At 74.0% G+C, this 15,263-nt stretch carries 12 protein-coding genes; 1 reads left to right on the top strand and 11 read right to left on the bottom strand.

The genetic code is table 11. The features are described from left to right. Positions 1 to 54: 54 nt before the first annotated feature. The 6 genes from ACFWA9_RS33590 to ACFWA9_RS33565 form a co-directional block, all read right to left on the bottom strand. On the bottom strand, positions 55 to 900 hold the full coding sequence (locus ACFWA9_RS33590) for a DeoR/GlpR family DNA-binding transcription regulator (RefSeq protein WP_380392361.1): 846 nt from the start codon (positions 898 to 900) through the stop codon (positions 55 to 57). A gap of 126 nt (positions 901 to 1,026) precedes the next feature. Beyond that, complete coding sequence (locus tag ACFWA9_RS33585) at positions 1,027 to 3,252, bottom strand: RICIN domain-containing protein (RefSeq protein ID WP_380392358.1); 2,226 nt, start codon at positions 3,250 to 3,252, stop codon at positions 1,027 to 1,029. A gap of 126 nt (positions 3,253 to 3,378) precedes the next feature. Then, complete coding sequence (locus tag ACFWA9_RS33580) at positions 3,379 to 5,268, bottom strand: DUF5107 domain-containing protein (protein WP_380392355.1); 1,890 nt, start codon at positions 5,266 to 5,268, stop codon at positions 3,379 to 3,381. Beyond that, the gene (locus ACFWA9_RS33575) at positions 5,265 to 6,077 is read right to left on the bottom strand and encodes a carbohydrate ABC transporter permease (RefSeq protein WP_380392352.1); all 813 of its coding nucleotides are present in this window, start codon (positions 6,075 to 6,077) and stop codon (positions 5,265 to 5,267) included. Before ACFWA9_RS33575 ends, ACFWA9_RS33580 begins: the two co-directional genes overlap by 4 nt. A gap of 55 nt (positions 6,078 to 6,132) precedes the next feature. After that, positions 6,133 to 7,092, bottom strand: coding sequence for a carbohydrate ABC transporter permease (locus tag ACFWA9_RS33570; protein ID WP_380392349.1), 960 nt, complete (start codon positions 7,090 to 7,092; stop codon positions 6,133 to 6,135). Between the two features lie 7 nt (positions 7,093 to 7,099). Beyond that, positions 7,100 to 8,398: an ABC transporter substrate-binding protein gene (locus ACFWA9_RS33565; protein ID WP_380392346.1), complete on the bottom strand. Its 1,299-nt coding sequence runs from the start codon at positions 8,396 to 8,398 to the stop codon at positions 7,100 to 7,102. 192 nt (positions 8,399 to 8,590) lie between these two features. On the opposite strand from ACFWA9_RS33565, the gene ACFWA9_RS33560 reads away from it, so the two are divergent. After that, complete coding sequence (locus ACFWA9_RS33560) at positions 8,591 to 9,865, top strand: ROK family protein (RefSeq protein WP_380392343.1); 1,275 nt, start codon at positions 8,591 to 8,593, stop codon at positions 9,863 to 9,865. A 137-nt stretch (positions 9,866 to 10,002) separates the two neighbouring features. On the opposite strand, the gene ACFWA9_RS33555 is transcribed toward ACFWA9_RS33560, so the two are convergent. From ACFWA9_RS33555 to ACFWA9_RS33535, 5 genes are all read right to left on the bottom strand, one after another. Beyond that, on the bottom strand, positions 10,003 to 10,887 hold the full coding sequence (locus ACFWA9_RS33555) for a ketose-bisphosphate aldolase (RefSeq protein WP_380392340.1): 885 nt from the start codon (positions 10,885 to 10,887) through the stop codon (positions 10,003 to 10,005). 31 nt (positions 10,888 to 10,918) lie between these two features. Further along, positions 10,919 to 11,836: a 1-phosphofructokinase family hexose kinase gene (locus ACFWA9_RS33550; RefSeq protein WP_380392337.1), complete on the bottom strand. Its 918-nt coding sequence runs from the start codon at positions 11,834 to 11,836 to the stop codon at positions 10,919 to 10,921. A gap of 58 nt (positions 11,837 to 11,894) precedes the next feature. Further along, entirely contained in the window at positions 11,895 to 12,779 is an 885-nt protein-coding gene (locus ACFWA9_RS33545) for an SIS domain-containing protein (protein ID WP_352286528.1), read from the bottom strand. A 446-nt stretch (positions 12,780 to 13,225) separates the two neighbouring features. Next, positions 13,226 to 14,191, bottom strand: a complete 966-nt coding sequence (locus ACFWA9_RS33540; RefSeq protein ID WP_380392335.1) for an ROK family protein — start codon at positions 14,189 to 14,191, stop codon at positions 13,226 to 13,228. 140 nt (positions 14,192 to 14,331) lie between these two features. Then, positions 14,332 to 15,192, bottom strand: a complete 861-nt coding sequence (locus ACFWA9_RS33535; protein WP_380392364.1) for a carbohydrate ABC transporter permease — start codon at positions 15,190 to 15,192, stop codon at positions 14,332 to 14,334. Positions 15,193 to 15,263 lie beyond the last annotated feature (71 nt).

Raw genomic sequence — 15,263 nt, 5'->3', positions numbered from 1 at the left:
CCCGAGGGGGGAGCCGGGCCGGTGCCCCGCGTTCCGCGCCCCGGTGCCTTCCGCTCAGCGCCGGACGGCGGACGCGCCTCCGGCGGCGTCGACCACGAGCAGCGTGCCCACCCGTCTGGCGGCGGCCGCCCGCTGGGCGGCGGGCAGGTCGGAGCCGGTGACCAGGACGTCGACCTGGTCCAGGCTGCCGAAGACGGCCAGCCCGCCGCTGCTCCACCTGGAGCGGTCGGCGACGAGCACCACCCGGCGGGCGGCGTGCAGGAAGGCCCGCTGGGTGGCCGCCTCGGTGAGGTCGGCGAGGGTCAGGTCGCCCCGGCGGGTGATCCCGCGGCAGTCGAGGAGGAGGAGGTCCAGCCGGGTCGAGCGGACGGCCTGGTCGGCGATCGGGCCCACCAGGGCGCCGGAGGCCGTCCGGAGGCCGCCGGTGAGCGTGACGGCGGCGGTCGGGGCCGCCCCGGGCGGACCGTCGGGGTGGGTGAAGACCCGGGCGGTCCGGAGGGAGTTGGTGACGACCGCCAGCTGGTCCACGGCGGTCAGGTGCCGGGCGACGGCGTAGGTCGCCGGGCCGGCGCCGAGGCCGACGACGTCGCCCGGCCGGACCAGCGCGGCGGCGGCCCGGGCGATCACGTCGAGGTTCGGCAGCGGGCCGGTGTCCGGCGGAACCCGGCGTCCGCCCCCGCCCCGGGCGGCCTCGGAGCGGACGGCTCCACCGCGGGTCCGGTGCAGCAGGCCCTGCTCGGCGAGCGCGCACAGGTCACGCCGGACGGTGGCGGCGGAGACGCCGAACTCGTGGGCGAGCTGGTCGGTGACGGCGGTGCCGTGCTCCCGCACACTGGTGTGGATCAGCCGGCGGCGCTGTTCCGCCAGGAGGGCCGCCGGCGGCCGGGTGTCCTGGATCATGTCGTGGGCCTCCTGGTGCACGCGTGGGGGTGGGCACCGCCGTCGTCCTCGCCGGTGTGCGGACGCCGCTCCGGCTCCGGCCCCGCAGGCTGCCGCCCGCGGGGCCGGAGCCCCGGCGGACCAGCCCTAGTTGACGGACCAGATCTGCCGGGCGGACCCGGTGTCCGGCTGCTGGGTCACCAGGGCGCCGTTGGCGGTGCCGGCGGTGGTGAGGAGCAGGCCGCTCGCCTTCGAGGCGACGGTGTAGCCGCCGCTCACCGGGGTGAGGATCCAGCGCTGGTTGGTCGCGCCCGTGCAGGCCCACTGGATGATCGGGTTGCCGGCCGCGGTGGAGCCGCCGCTGTCGTCCAGGCAGAGCGCGGACTCGCGGTTGGTGAGCCGGTAGCTGCCGTCGGACTGCCGGGCGAAGGTCCAGCTCTGGTTGGTGCCGCCGTTGGCGGTCCAGGTGACGAGCTGGGTGCCCTGGGTCTTGGAGTGGTCGGGGACGTCGAGCGCCTGGCCTCCGGTGGTGAGCGTGTGGATCCCGTCGAGTGAGCCGCCGGCGTCACCGGTGGCGGTCAGGGTCAGCACCTGGTCGGCCGCGGTGGCGCCGCCGCCGACGGGGTTGCCGGTGGTGTCGGTCCAGCTGCGGGTGGGCGTGGTGCCGGTCAGCGCGCCGGCGGCGGAGGTCATGCCGAGCACCAGCCCGCTGTAGCGGTTGACCAGCCGGAAGGCGCCGGTCGACGCGCCCGCGGCGGTCTTGCCGGGGATGACGAACCACTGCTGGCCGACGGCGGGCCCGCCCGGTCCGGCCACGGTGACGGTCGGCGCCGTCCCCCAGGCGCGGCCGGCCTTGCCGGTGGAGCCGACGCCCAGCAGGCCGCCGGTGGCGGAGTTGACGACCCGGTAGGCGCCGTCGCCGGTGGGGGCGAAGCTCCACGACTCCAGGCCCGATCCGCCGGCGGCGGCCGTCGAGGTGGTCGCCTGGCTGCCGGAGACCTGGGCGAGCACCCGGCCGGTTCCGTTGGCGATCCGGTAGGTCTTGGCCGGGTCGACGGGCGCGGGCGCGGGGGACGAGGAGGTGATGCCGAGGTTGACGTACTCGCCGGAGGCGCCCGCCGAGCAGCCGAACGCGCAGTAGGCGCGGAAGTTCTTGCCGACGATCGTCGAGTTCGTCCGGTTCGCGCTGTCGACGAACCAGCGGTACCACGAGGCGGTGTGGTAGCTGCCGGTGTCGCCGATCGGGAACCACTTCTGGGTCGCGAGGTCGTCGGTCGCGTAGAGGTACTGCGGCGAGGTGCCGTCCTGGTTGACCGCCTGGGGCTCACCGATGTACAGGCCGAGGTAGGCGTTGTAGGTGATGTCCATGACGAAGAGCGGCGAGGTCGGCGGCATCTTCCCGGCGGCGATCTGCTGGGCCGCGGTGCCGGTGTTCGCCGGGTCGTACTCCTTGGCGACGGGGGTGTACCCCGTGCTGCTGGCCGCGTCGACCGGGACCATGTTGCTCTCCCGGCCGCCGACGCCGGGCTGCGACCACGCGCCGTCGTACCACTTCTGCCAGGAGTCGGGCGCCATCTTGGCGGACATCGGCGCCCGGGCGACGTGTTCGTAGAACGCCTTCCAGCTGCCGCCCTTGTCGACGATCCGCGAGCCGTAGTAGACGTAGAAGTAGCCGGAGGCGGTGTCCACGAAGAGCCGCGGGTCACCGTCGCCGTAGTCGTAGGTCTGGTTCGGGAAGGCGGCGGTGTCACCGCGTACGGTGCTGTACGGCGAGGTGATGACGTGGTTCCTGATGGTCCACGTCCGGCCCTGGTCGGTCGAGACCGTGTAGTCGATCGCGTCGAAGTGCAGGCCGTCCCCGAAGGGCTGCGGGGTGAACTCGTTGTGCACCAGGCCGTACCAGTCGCCGGTGTCCGGGTCGACCCAGACCCCGGTGAGGTCGCAGTAGTTCTTCTGGGCGTAGCCGGAGCCGCTCGGCGCGAAGCTCGACTCCCGGCCGGTGGGGCTGTTGTTGCAGCGCCAGGTCGTGTTGTTGTTCGCGTCCTGCGGGTTGGCGGGGTTCACCGCGTCGCTGATCGCGGCGGACCTGGTGGCGGAGTCGAAGTCCGCGCCGGTGAAGAACTCCCACTCACGCGGGTCGGTGGCCCCGTACAGCGCCGCGGACTGCTGGAAGTAGAAGGTGCCGTCCTTGTCGGTGTACGGGGCCGCCGTGGTGTCGGTCGGGGTGGGGTAGCGGCCGGTGGAGCCGACGCTGACGGTGTAGCCGGTGACGGCGGGGGCCGCCGACGCGGGTGGGGCCGCGAGGGCGCCGCCGGCCAGGGTGAGGGTGGCGGCCGTGAGGGTGGCCACGAGGGTTCTGGGAAGGGATGGCACGAGCACTCCTTCGGGGGTGGGGGCGTACTGCGGTGCGCGGACCCGGGGTCGGTCCGCGGCCGCGGCGGCCACGGAGGGAGGGCCGCCGCGGCTCCGCCCCGCCGGGGCGGGGCGGAGGTCGGGGGGTCAGGTCTGCGACATCCGGAAGTCGTAGACCGGCGGGACCGGCGTCCCGGGGTGGACGGCGAGCCAGAGGGTGTCCAGCGAGTCCTCGCCCTCGCGCATGTTGTCGACCTGGATGCCCTCGGCGAGCAGCCGGCGCACCCGGTCCTGGTCGCCCAGGGCGTGCGCCGCCCTCGCCTCGGCGAGGCGGATCCGGCCGTGCCGGCGGGCGCTCCCGGTCAGGCCCTCGACGACGGCCAGGGCCTGCCGGTGGCGGCCGGCCGCGGCCAGGGCGTCGAGGAACTCGACGGTGAGCTCCAGGAGGTCCGGGCGCAGCCGGAACGCGTGGGCCAGCAGGTCGGCCGACTCCTCGGGGGAGTCGGTGAGGAACGCCAGGGCGCGCAGCGCCCACGGGGTCGGCCGTTCGGCGACGGAGCGCTTCCAGGCGGTGCGGGCGGCGTCGTCCTCGCCCTCGGACAGGTACACGAGAGCGAGCTGGTGGAGCACGTGCCAGTCCGGCTCGGCGGCCTCCAGCCGTTCGCGCCAGTGGCCTCCGGTGACCGGGGCGGCCGGCGGGTCGCAGAGCGGCAGCCGGCCGGTGGCCAGCAGCTCGGCCCACGGCCGCTGTTCGGCCCGCGCGTCACCGAACGGCCGGGCGGCCGAGGCGGGCAGTGCGCCGGCCGCGATCTCCAGCGCTCCCCAGCCGGACCCCTCGCCGAGCAGTTCCGTCGGTTCGCCGAACTCCGCCGCCCGGGACAGCGCGTCCTCCAGGCGGCCGGGCGGGACGAGGGCGGCCAGTGCGGCCGCGGCGGCCGCGCGGGCCGACCCCCAGTCGCCGTGCGCGGCGGCCGGGTCGACCTCCAGCAGCCCGTAGGCCTCGACCCAGGACCAGCTCTCGCCGGCCGGCATCGGCAGGTGCTCCAGCTGGGTCCTGGCCAGGCCGGCCTGGATCTCCAGGTAGGGCGCGTCGGGACCGGAGAGCCACTCCTGCCAGTGCGCGCCGCCGGTGGCGGTGCCCCAGTGGAAGAGCTTGCGGCCGCGCAGCCGGTCGGTCGAGGCCTGCACCAGGCCGGCGCCGGTGCCGTCCAGGGCGGTGATCCACCGGCGCTCGGCGTCCGGGATGTCCAGGAAGTAGTCCGCCGCGCGGGGCAGCCGGCCGGGGTAGCTGCGGTCGGCCCCGTCGTAGTCGGGGAACGGGACGTGCCGAAGGTCGGCGGTGTAGTCGAAGTGGAAGGCGTGGTCGGCGGGGCCGACCACCCTGGTTTGCCCGGTCTCGGGGACGGCGATGTTGGACCACCAGTAGACCGGGACCTCGGCGTCGTTCGGGTTCTGGACGGAGACGTGGACGTACAGCACCGGCGAGCCGGCCGGCAGCCAGGCGTCGATCTGCAGCACCAGCCGCCGCAGCCGTTCGAACTCGTACATCCGCAGCACCGGCGTGCCGTCCGCGGTGGTGGTCCGGACGGCGTGCAGCGGCTCGCAGGTGAGCGGCCAGTGCCCGGTGGTGCCGAGGTTCCACTCCACCCCGCCGGCGATCCAGGCGTCCCGCAGGGCGAGGTTGGCGGGCTGCAGGACGGGGTTGCGGTGCAGCAGTTCGCGGCCGGAGGGGCGGTGCACCAGGGACCAGAGCCGGCCGCCGTAGCCGGGCAGGAAGGTGGCGGTGAGGTGCTCGTTCTCCAGGACGACGGTGGGCAGTTCACGCGTGGTGCGGGAGCGGTCGTAGCGGTCCTGCCGGGTGTAGGGCAGCAGGGTGTGCGGGCGGCCGTAGCCGAGGTTGCGGCGCATCTCGGGGTCGGTGGCCCCGGCGTCGTCGGCGGTGCGGGCGGGCAGTCCGCGCAGGATCGGGAGGCAGCCGGCGGCCGGGTCGGCCGCGCCCTCGATCCGCAGCAGGCCGGTGCGCAGGGTGGAGGTCATTTGCCGATCCCCACCGTCATGCCCTGGATGATCCGGGTGCCCAGCCAGGAGAAGAGGGCGAGCATCGGTGCGAGGATGAGGCAGACGCCGGCGAACATGGTCCCCCAGTCCATTCCGTTGAGCTGCTCGGTGGCGACGAAGTTCGCCAGCGCGACCGGCAGCGTGATCTTGTCCTCGCCGTGGTTGAGCACCAGGGCGAAGAGGGTCTCGTTCCAGGCCCCGATGACCTGGAGCAGGAAGGCGGTGACGAGTCCGCCCCGGGCGACCGGGACGATCACCTGGAGGAAGGTCCGCAGCGGCCCGGCCCCGTCGAGGGTGGCGGCCTCCTCCAGGACGGCCGGGACCCCGCTGAAGAAGCCGGTCAGCAGGTAGACGGTGAACGGCATCGCCAGGCCCACGTAGACCAGGCCGAGGCCGAGCAGGCTGTCCGTCAGGTTCACCTGGGCCAGGCCGATGAAGAGCGGCACGACCAGGACCTGCCCGGGGACGCCGAGTCCCATGGCGAAGGTCATGGTCAGCGCCGAGGAGGTGCGGGTGCGGCGCCGCGCCAGCATGTAGGCGGCGGGTGCGGCCAGGGCGACGGCCGCCACCGAGGAGAGCGCGGCGACGAGCACGCTGTTGAGCGCGGCCCGGCCGAAGCCGCCGTCGTCCAGTGCGCGCCCGTAGTTGTCCGGGCGCGGGTCGGTGGGCAGGCCGAAGGGGTGGGCGAAGATGTCGGTGCTGCCGCGCAGCGAGGTCAGGAAGACCCACAGGATGAGCAGCAGGTCGACGGCGACGACGACCCACACCACGCCTCTGGCGATCCGCATCGCAGGCCCCGCGGCTCTGTGCTTGGTACGCACGGGAGTTGCCTTTCTGAGGGGGTCAGTATTCGACGGCGGCGCGGCGCATCAGCCGGCGCAGCGCCAGCGTGATCACCCCGACCATCACCAGGCTGACCAGGGCGGCGGCGGTGGCCATGCCGAGCTGCGGCGCCGAGGTCTGCGGGAACGCCTCGGCGTAGACGTACATCGCGGTGTTCCAGGTGTCGACCGGGGGCTGGCTGGAGTTGCTGCCGCCGTACATCAGGATCAGTTCGAAGATCTTCACCGAGCTGACCGTCCAGAGCACGGCGCAGATCGAAACCACGTCCCAGGCGAGCGGCAGGGTGATGTGCCGGAACCGGCGGAAGGCGCTGGCGCCGTCCAACTCGGCTGCCTCGTAGAGGTATTCGGGGATCTGGTCGACCGCCGCCATGATGATCGCGGTGTAGTAGCCGGTGGCCGTCCAGACCAGGGTGGCGACGATCATCGGGAAGAGGTTGTCGGTGGCGAGCCACTTGGGCGGGGTCGCGGTGCCGAGCCAGTGCAGCACGGTGTTGACCGGGCCGTCGGGGGAGAACAGGAAGCCGGCCGCGATGCCGAACACCATCGCGTTCACCAGGCACGGGAAGAAGAGCACCGAGCGGGCGAACAGCCGGGCCCGCATCTCGCGCAGGACCAGGGTGAGCGCCAGGCTGATCGCGAAGGTGATCGCGCCGCCGACGAAGAGGATCTCCAGCGTGTTGACCAGGGAGGTCCGGAACGCCGCGTCCTCGAAGAGGATCCGGTAGTTCCGCAGGCCGCGCCAGTGCTTGGCGCCCATGCCGTCCCACTTGTAGAGGCTGGTCCAGGCGGCGTAGCCGATCGGGACCAGGAACAGCACGCCGTAGACGAGCAGCGCGGGGCCGACGAACGGCCAGAAGACGCGCCGGTGCTGGCGTTCCAGCGGTGAGGTGCCGGCGTTCACCGGCTGCGCGCGCCCGCCGCCGCGCACGGCGGGCGGGTCCTGGAGTGCGGTGGCCATCGTCGCCTCAGCCCTGGCTCTTCCAGAAGGAGGCCTGGTCGGACTTCATCTTCGCGACGAACTGCTCGGCGGAGGTCTTGCCGTGCCAGAGGTCGAGGAAGTTCTGGTTGAAGACCTTGGTGGGGTAGTCGCCGGCCACGCCGTCGTAGGTGAGGCGGACGGGCGCGGCGTCCAGCGCCTTCTGGATGTCGGTGAGCGCGGCCGGGGCGGGGATGTCGGAGCGCGGCGTGATGTTCCCGGCCTCGGTGGAGATCCCGGCGAGGGTCTTCTTCTGCAGGAAGTAGGCGATGAACTTCTTGGCCGCGGCGGAGTGCTTGGCCTTCTTCGGTATCGCGAAGCCGAACATCATCGAGTCCGCGTTGACGGCGCCGGGCGGCAGCATCGCGCCCATCTTCCAGTCCGCGGGGAGCTGCTTGGCCACCTCGTCGGTGACCCAGCTGCCGTCCGGGTAGAACGCGGCCTTGCCGGCGGCCCAGTTGGTCTCCTGGGCGGGGAACTTGGTGGCGTCGTAGCCGCTGATCAGGTGGCCGCCCTTCACCAGTTGCTCGGTCTGCCGGGCGGCGGTGAGCACGGCCGGGGCGTCCCAGCTCGCGCCGGACGGGTCGGAGCTCAGCGCGCTGAAGCCGACCCCGCCGGCGGACAGCAGGTAGTCCAGGATCAGGCCGTTCTCCCAGGCGAGTTCGCCGTCGGTGGCCAGACAGGCCCGGCCCCTGGCCTTGAGCGCGTCGCAGACCTTGAGGAAGTCGGCCCAGCTCGCCGGCGGGCTCGGCATGGCGGCGGCGATGTCGGGGTCGGCCGTGTTGTAGAAGAGGGCGCCCGAGGAGATCTCGTACGGGATCACGTAGTGGTTCCTGCCGTCCGGGTCCTTGGGCAGGGCGTCCAGGTACTTCGCGGGGACGACGTCGGACACCTTCCTGCCCTCGCCGGGCACCTCCATGCCGAGGACGTCGGACAGGTCGAGTGCCTGGCCGGCCTGGGCGGTCGCCCCGTAGACGCCGTCGGCGCCCTGGTCCCACAGGTCGGGGGCCTGGTTGGTGGCGATCGCCGGGCCGATCTTCTTCTTGACGTCGCGTCCGGCCCAGGTGATGTCGACCTTGATGCCGGTGTCGGTCTGGAACTGGTCGATCGCCGCCTTGATCACCTTGGCCTGGGCCTCGTCGGCCCGCCACATCGACCAGTAGGCGAAGCTGCCGGACGAGCCGCCGGCCGTGCTCTCGGAGCCGCTGCCGCAGGCGGTGGCGGTCAGGGCCAGCAGCGCCACGGTGGCGGTGCCGAGGACCCGGGTGGTGGTCGAGGTTCTGCCCATCGTGTGATTCCTCTCCAGGGGACAAGCGGTGGAGGGGGCCTGGGGGGAAGGCCGCACCCTCGGGCTTGTTAGTTCGGCTAGTGTCTGAACTAAGGTGGGTATTGTCAAGGTCCAGCGCCGGCAAGGCCGTTATTCCGATCGCCGCGACAACTACCATGGGCGCCGTCGGCACCCTCGGGAACAGGAGAGACAGTGCAGGAAGCACGGGGCAGTGGCACCACCGGGGCCGCCGGCATCATGGCGGGCTACCCCGACGCCGCCGACAAGGGGTCCATGCGCCGCAACAACCTGGGCCTGGTGCTGCGCCTGCTGAGGGAGAGCGGCGAGCAGTCGCGCACCCGGATCGCCGCCGTCGCCGGGCTGCCGAAGGCCACCGTCTCGGTGCTGGTCACCGAGCTGATCCAGCGCGGCCTGGCCCGCGAGGGCGAGCTGGACCGGGCGGGCGCGGTGGGCCGCCCGCACCGCATGGTCACGCTCGACGGGCGCTGGGTCTGCGGGGTCGGCGCCGAGCTGGGCGTCGATCACATCACTGTGCTGGCGGTGGATCTGAGCGGCACCGTCGTCCACGAGCGGCGGCGCGGGATCGACCTGCCGGAGCTGAGCCCGCAGGAGACGCTGCACGAGGTCGCGGAGATGGTCCGCGCCTGTCTGCGCGAGATCGGCGCCCGGGGGATGAGCGCGGCGGGCGTCACCCTGGTCACCCAGGGCGAGGTCGACGCCGGGTCGGGCACCGTCCTGGTGGCCACCAACTTCGGCTGGCGCGACGTGCCGGCCGCCGCCGAACTGCGCGCGCGGCTCGGCCCGGCCGCCCCGCCCGTCCTGCTCGCGAACGACGCCGAGTCCGGGGCACTGGCCGAGTACCTCCGCGCGGCCGCCGACGACGTCCGCGAACTGGTCTACGTCACCGGCGGGATCGGCGTCGGCGGCGCCAGCCTCTCCGGCGGCAAGCTGCTGCGCGGCTCCGAGATCGGGCACATGCACGTCGACCGCCGGGAGCGCCCCTGCGCCTGCGGCCGGACGGGCTGCTGGGAGACCGCAGTGGGCCTGCAGGCCTTCCTGGACGCGGCCGCCGACCGCACCGACCGGGTGCACGACCGGTCGGTCGACCTCGCGCAGCGCCTGGACGAGCTGCTGGCGCGGGCGGACCGGGGCGAGCCGCGGACGCTGGCTGCGCTGGCCCTGATCGCGGACGACCTGGCCCTCGGGCTGGGCATCCTGGTGGACGTGCTGAACCCGCCGAGGATCGTCCTCGGCGGGTACTTCGCGGTCTTCGGCCGCTATCTGGTCGACGCCGTGCAGCGGGTGCTCGACGAGCGCCGGATCAGGCCCACCGCCGAGCGCGTCGTGGTGGCCGCCTCCACCCTCGGGCTCTCCAACGCGGCCCAGGGCGGGGCGTATCTGACCCTGGAGGGCATCTTCCTCGACCCGACGAGCGCGCCGGAGCGCCGGGTGGACGCGGGCGCCTGAGGAGGCCGGGGCGGGGAAGCACGCCGAGGGGCCGCGACGGCCTGTCCGGCCGGCGCGGCCCTGTCCGGTGCGCCATTCCGCGCGGTCCCGCCGGCCCGGGGCCCGCGGGACCGGCGGGCCGGGCCGGCCGCCGCCCGTCAGCCGCTGGAGACCGGGACGCCGCCCCGGTCCGCCGCGCCGACGGTTGTCAGGAGCTGGGCGGTGGTGTCGGTGACGGCCTCGCGGCCGGCCGCGAGGTAGTGCCGCGGGTCCACGCCGTTGGGGTCGCCGCGCAGGTGGGACCGGATCGCGCCGGTCATGGCGATGCTCAGGGCGGTGCCGATGTTGACCTTGCTGATGCCGACCCGGATCGCGCGCTGGAGTTCCGGGTCGCTGACGCCGGAGGAGCCGTGCAGGACCAGGGGGAGGTCCAGGGCGTGGTGCAGCGCGGCGAGCAGGGTGTGGTCGATCGTCGCGTCGCGGGTGGTCATGGCGTGCGAGCTGCCGACGGCGACGGCGAGCGCGTCGATGCCGGTCTCGGCCACGAAGCGCCGGGCCTCGTCGGGATCGGTGCGGGCCCCGGGGGCGTGGGCGCTCAGCGGCCCGGTGCCGTCCTTGCCGCCCACCTCGCCGAGTTCGGCCTCCAGCCAGAGGCCGTTGGCGTGGGCCCAGTCGGCGGCCCGGCGGGTGACGGCGACGTTCTCACCGTAGGACAGGTGCGCCGCGTCGAACATGGCGGAGCTGAATCCGCAGTCCGCGGCCTCGCGGAGCAGCGCCTCGCTCTTCACGTGGTCGAGGTGGAGTGCCACCCGGGCGCCGCTGCGGCGCGCGGCGCTGACGGCGGCCGCGGCTATCGGGTGCGGGCGGCCGCCGTGGAACTTCACGGCGTTCTCGCTCACCTGGAGGATGACCGGCTCCCCGGTGGCCTCGGCGGCGGCGACGACGGCCTCGATGTGTTCCAGGGTGATGACGTTGAACGCGGCGACGGCGCCGCGCCGGGCGGCGGCTTCGGCGACCAGTTCGCCCGTGGTGCTGAGAGGCATGGCGGACCCTTCTCGGGGTGAGGGTGGGTGGTCAGGCCGGGACGACCTGGACCTGGGGGAGCAGACGCCGGTAGCCGTCGCGGTCGAACATGCCGGCGTAGCGGGCCTGGACGGTGGCGGCCGACAGCGCGACGGCCCGGGTCAGCGCGACCGGCAGCGGGGTGTGCTCGGCGAGGCCGACGGCGAGGGCGGCCACCACGGAGTCCCCGGCTCCGGTGGGGTTGCCGCTGATGCCGGCGTCCGTCGGGAGGAAGGCCCGCCAGGCCCCGGCCGGGTCGACGGCCAGCAGGCCGTCCGCCCCGAGGGAGGCGACGACCGTTCCGGCGCCCGCCCGCACGAGCGCCCGGGCGGCCGTCTGCGGATCGTCCGTCCCGGTGGCCTCCCGCAGTTCGGCGGCGTTCGGTTTGATGATCGTCGGCCGGGCGTCGAGGGCTTCGGTGAGCGCCGGGCCGGCGGCGTCGAGGATCACCGGGACGCCCCGGTCGCGGGCGAGCCGCACCAACGCGGCGTAGCCGCCGGGCGGGACGCCCCGGGGCAGGCTGCCGGACAGCACCAGGGCCCGGGCGGCCGGCACCAGGCTCGCCACCCCCGCGCGGAGCGCGGTCCACTGGAGCGCGGACAGCTCCGGCCCGGGTTCGTTGAGCATCGTGGCGTCCCCGTCGTGCACGACGGCGATCGTCCGCCGGGTCGCCGCGCCGGTGAGCGGGATCGTCAGATGGACGATCCCCGACCGGTCGAGGTCGGCCTTGACGGCGCTGCCCGCGGCCCCGCCGAGCGGCAGGACCGCCGTGGTCCGCCGCCCCAGGGCGTGCAGCACCCGGGCCACGTTGACGCCCTTGCCGCCGGCCTGCTCGTGGACGGTCTCCACGCGGTGGCTCTCGTGCGGCCGCAGCGCGGCGAGGGTGTAGGTGATGTCGAGCGCCGGGTTGGGCGTGACGGTCACGATCACGACGGCTGCCTCCCTGCCGCTGCGGTACGCCCGGCCGCGGGGAGCTGGACGGTGGGGGTCACGCGTCGGCGAGGATCACGGAGCGCGTCAGGTTGCGCGGCTGGTCGGGGTCGAGGCCCCTGGCCGCCGCGACGGCGACGGCGAGGCGGTGCACGCGGACCAGCTCGGCCAGCGGGTCGAGCCGGCCCTCGATCCAGTGGGCACCGGTCGAGTCGACCTGCTCGGCGAGGCCGACCGGGGCGTCGCCGAGCATCCAGGTGGCGGTGGACGGCGCGGCGATGCTGATCGGGCCGTGGCGGTACTCCATGGCCGGGTACGACTCGGTCCAGGCGAGGGCCGCCTCGCGCATCTTCAGCGCGGCCTCGTTGGCCAGGCCGACCGTCCAGCCGCGCCCCAGGAAGGTGAACTGGCCGCACTCGACCAGGCCGGCCGGCAGGGGCTCCGCCAGGGCGCGGCGGGCGTCCTCCTCCACCGCCTCGGTGTGCAGGCCCAGGTGCGCGCGCAGGAACGTCAGCGCGGTGGTGGCGAAGCGCGTCTGCACGACGGACCGCTCGTCGGCGAAGTCCAGGACGACGACGTCGTCCGCGGCCGACATGACGGGCGTGTTCGGATCCGCCGTGATCGCACTGGTCCGGACCTTTCCGCGCAGGCCGTCGAGCAGTTCCAGTACCTCGGTCGTGGTGCCGGAGCGGGTGAGTGCGATCACGCGGTCGTAGGAGCGGCCGGTCGGGAACTCGGACGCGGCGAACGCGTCGGTCACGCCCTGGCCGCCCGACTCGCGCAGGGCGGCGTACGCCTGGCCCATGAAGTACGACGTCCCGCACCCGACGACGGCGACCCGCTCGCCTGCTCCGGGCAGGGCGGGGTGGCCGGCCGCGGCCAGGGCCGCCGCGCGCGCCCAGCACTGCGGCTGGTCGGCGATCTCTGCCTCTACGTGCGTCATTGCTGACCCCTTTCAAGATCATCTGATGAAAGCTGAGCTAGATGATGCACATTTAAGCATCTTCAAGCATGTGATACCAGGGTGGTGCGGCCCGATGCCGACTTTGAAGTGCGCATGCAGAAGTTCCCTCGCGATCCGCCCTCGACCGCCCCTCCGACGGATCAACCCCGTTGAGTGGCGCGTGAGCTGGGGCGATCACCCGGGCGTGGAGCGGGGAGCGATCGCCGAACGACGCCGTTCGCCGCCTCGGAGGGTGTGATCGCCCATGAGTCAAGAGTGAGAGTTTGCGACAGTATTGATCGCAGATTCACCTGAGATCCGGGCGCGCGCCCGCGGACCCCGCGGGGCCGCGCCGGGTCCTGCCGGACAAGCGGTGCGGGCGGGGGCGGGGCGGGGGGCCGGCGGGGGCCGACGGGCGCCGGAGGGGTGCCGGTACGGCGGCCCGGTCAGTGACGGCCGGGAGCGCCCAGCGCTGTTCCCACCCGGTCCACCGTGTCCCAGGCGTGCAGCCCGGCGCCGAGGCAGCCCGCCTCGTCGCCCAGCGCGGCGGCCACCAGGCGGGGGCGCCGGTGGAACGTCAGTCTCCGGTCGAGGCCGGCCCGCAGCGGGTCCAGCAGCAGGCCGGCCGACTCGGCGAGCCCGCCGCCGAGGACGACGACCTCGGGGGCGAGCAGCGTCACGGCGGTGGTGAGCGCGGTCGCCAGCCCGTGGACGGCGCGCTGCCAGACGGCCAGGGCGGCCTCGTCGCCCTCGGCGAGCAGGGCGGCGACCTCGGCGGCGCCGTGGACGGGCCGGCCGGTGCGGGCGCTGTAGGCCGCGGCGATGCCCGCCGCGGAGGCGATGGTCTCCAGGCAGCCCCGGGCGCCGCAGGGGCACGGCCGGCCGTCCGGTTCGACGACGAGGTGGCCGAGCTCGCCCGCGTAGCCGCCGGCGGTCAGCAGCCGGCCGTCGTGGACGATCGCGGCCGAGATGCCGGTGCCGATCGCGACGAACAGCGCGTCCCGGGCGCCCCGCGCGGCGCCCAGCCGGACCTCCGCCAGGCCGCCGGCCCGTACGTCGTGGCCCAGCGTGACCGGCAGTCCGGTGCGTTCTTCGAGCAGGGCGGCCAGCGGCAGGTCGCGCCAGCCGAGGTTGGCGGCGTAGACGGCCACGGCCCGCTCGGCGTCGACGATGCCGGGGACGACCACCCCGGCCTGGCGGACGGTGAGGCCGAGGTCCGCGGCCTGGCCGGCGAGGGACCGCAGGGCCGCCGTGACGGCGTCGACGACGGCCTCGGGCCCGGCCGCCCGGGGCGTGCGGCGCCGCTCGGTGAGCAGGACGCCCGACCGCCGGTCGACCAGCGCCCCCTTCATCCCGGTGCCGCCCACGTCCAGGGCGATGACGCACTCGTCGGGCCGGGCGTGCTCAGCCATCGCGCGCCTCCGATGCGACGGGGTGACGGGCTCTCGTACTGCTCTCGGGCACGGTGGGCTCCCTGGTGCTCGGGGGGGGGGGGGGCACAGCGGCCTGCCGACCGCCGGTCCTCGACGGTCGGCGGGTGCGGGCCGGCGGGCTACTTCACGGATCCGGCGGTCAGTCCGGAGACGACCTGGCGCTCGATGAAGGCGAAGAGCACCACGACCGGGAGGATGGCGACGATCGACCCGGCGAACAGGAAGTTCCACTGCACGGTGTAGTTGCCGACGAAGCTGTTGATGCCGACGGTGAGCGGCTGGCTGTCGGGCACGGTGGACAGGGTCAGGCCCATCACGAACTCGTTCCAGGCCGCGATGAAGGTGAAGATCACGGCGGTGACGACCCCGGGCAGCGCGAGCGGGAGCGTGACGCGCAGGAGCGCCTTGAACCGGCTCAGACCGTCGATCATGGCCGCCTCCTCCAGCGCCACCGGGATGGAGCCGATGTAGGCGCTGAGGATCCAGATCGCGAACGCCAGGTTGAAGGCGGCGTTGCAGAGGATCAGCGTCCAGACCGAGTTGAGCATGTCCAGCTGGTAGAACTCGCGGTAGAGGCCCACCAGGAGCGACGTCGGCTGGAACATCTGGGTGACCAGCACGAGCAGCAGGAAGAGCTTGCGTCCGCGGAAGGTCATCCGGGCCGTGTAGTACGCGGCGGGCAGCGCCACCAGCAGGACCAGTACGGTGGACCCGCCGGCCACCAGCAGGGTGACGCGCAGGTTCGAGCCGAGGTTGGACTCCCGCCAGACGTCGACGAAGTTGGACCAGGCGAAGTGCTCCGGGAGGTAGGTGTTGTCGCGCAGCTCGTCGGCGGGGCGCAGCGCGGTGATCACCATCTGCGCGTAGGGCAGCAGGAAGACGGCGGCCAGCAGCCAGGCGGTGGCCGCGACGACCACGGTCCGGGGGCGCAGGCGCCGTGCGGCCGGCGGCGCGGCCGGGGCGGCGGGGGCGAGGCTCAGAACGGCGGCCCCGCCGGCGCCGAGCGCCGTGGGCGGGCGAGAGCGGTGGTGCACAGCGGTCCACCCCAGAA

The sequence above is a fragment of the Kitasatospora sp. NPDC059973 genome (assembly GCF_042737525.1).
Taxonomy (GTDB): domain Bacteria; phylum Actinomycetota; class Actinomycetes; order Streptomycetales; family Streptomycetaceae; genus Kitasatospora.
The sequence above is the reverse complement of the archived record's forward strand: the minus strand, read 5'-3'. Positions and strand labels throughout refer to the sequence as shown.

Bases quoted from the DNA above. Each gene is read 5' to 3' on its own strand.
- ACFWA9_RS33590 (WP_380392361.1), bottom strand. From the start codon at position 900: ATGATCCAGGACACCCGGCCGCCGGCGGCCCTCCTGGCGGAACAGCGC.
- ACFWA9_RS33580 (WP_380392355.1), bottom strand. From the start codon at position 5,268: ATGACCTCCACCCTGCGCACCGGCCTGCTGCGGATCGAGGGCGCGGCC.
- ACFWA9_RS33575 (WP_380392352.1), bottom strand. From the start codon at position 6,077: ATGCGGATCGCCAGAGGCGTGGTGTGGGTCGTCGTCGCCGTCGACCTG.
- ACFWA9_RS33570 (WP_380392349.1), bottom strand. From the start codon at position 7,092: ATGGCCACCGCACTCCAGGACCCGCCCGCCGTGCGCGGCGGCGGGCGC.
- ACFWA9_RS33565 (WP_380392346.1), bottom strand. From the start codon at position 8,398: ATGGGCAGAACCTCGACCACCACCCGGGTCCTCGGCACCGCCACCGTG.
- ACFWA9_RS33555 (WP_380392340.1), bottom strand. From the start codon at position 10,887: ATGCCTCTCAGCACCACGGGCGAACTGGTCGCCGAAGCCGCCGCCCGG.
- ACFWA9_RS33545 (WP_352286528.1), bottom strand. From the start codon at position 12,779: ATGACGCACGTAGAGGCAGAGATCGCCGACCAGCCGCAGTGCTGGGCG.
- ACFWA9_RS33540 (WP_380392335.1), bottom strand. From the start codon at position 14,191: ATGGCTGAGCACGCCCGGCCCGACGAGTGCGTCATCGCCCTGGACGTG.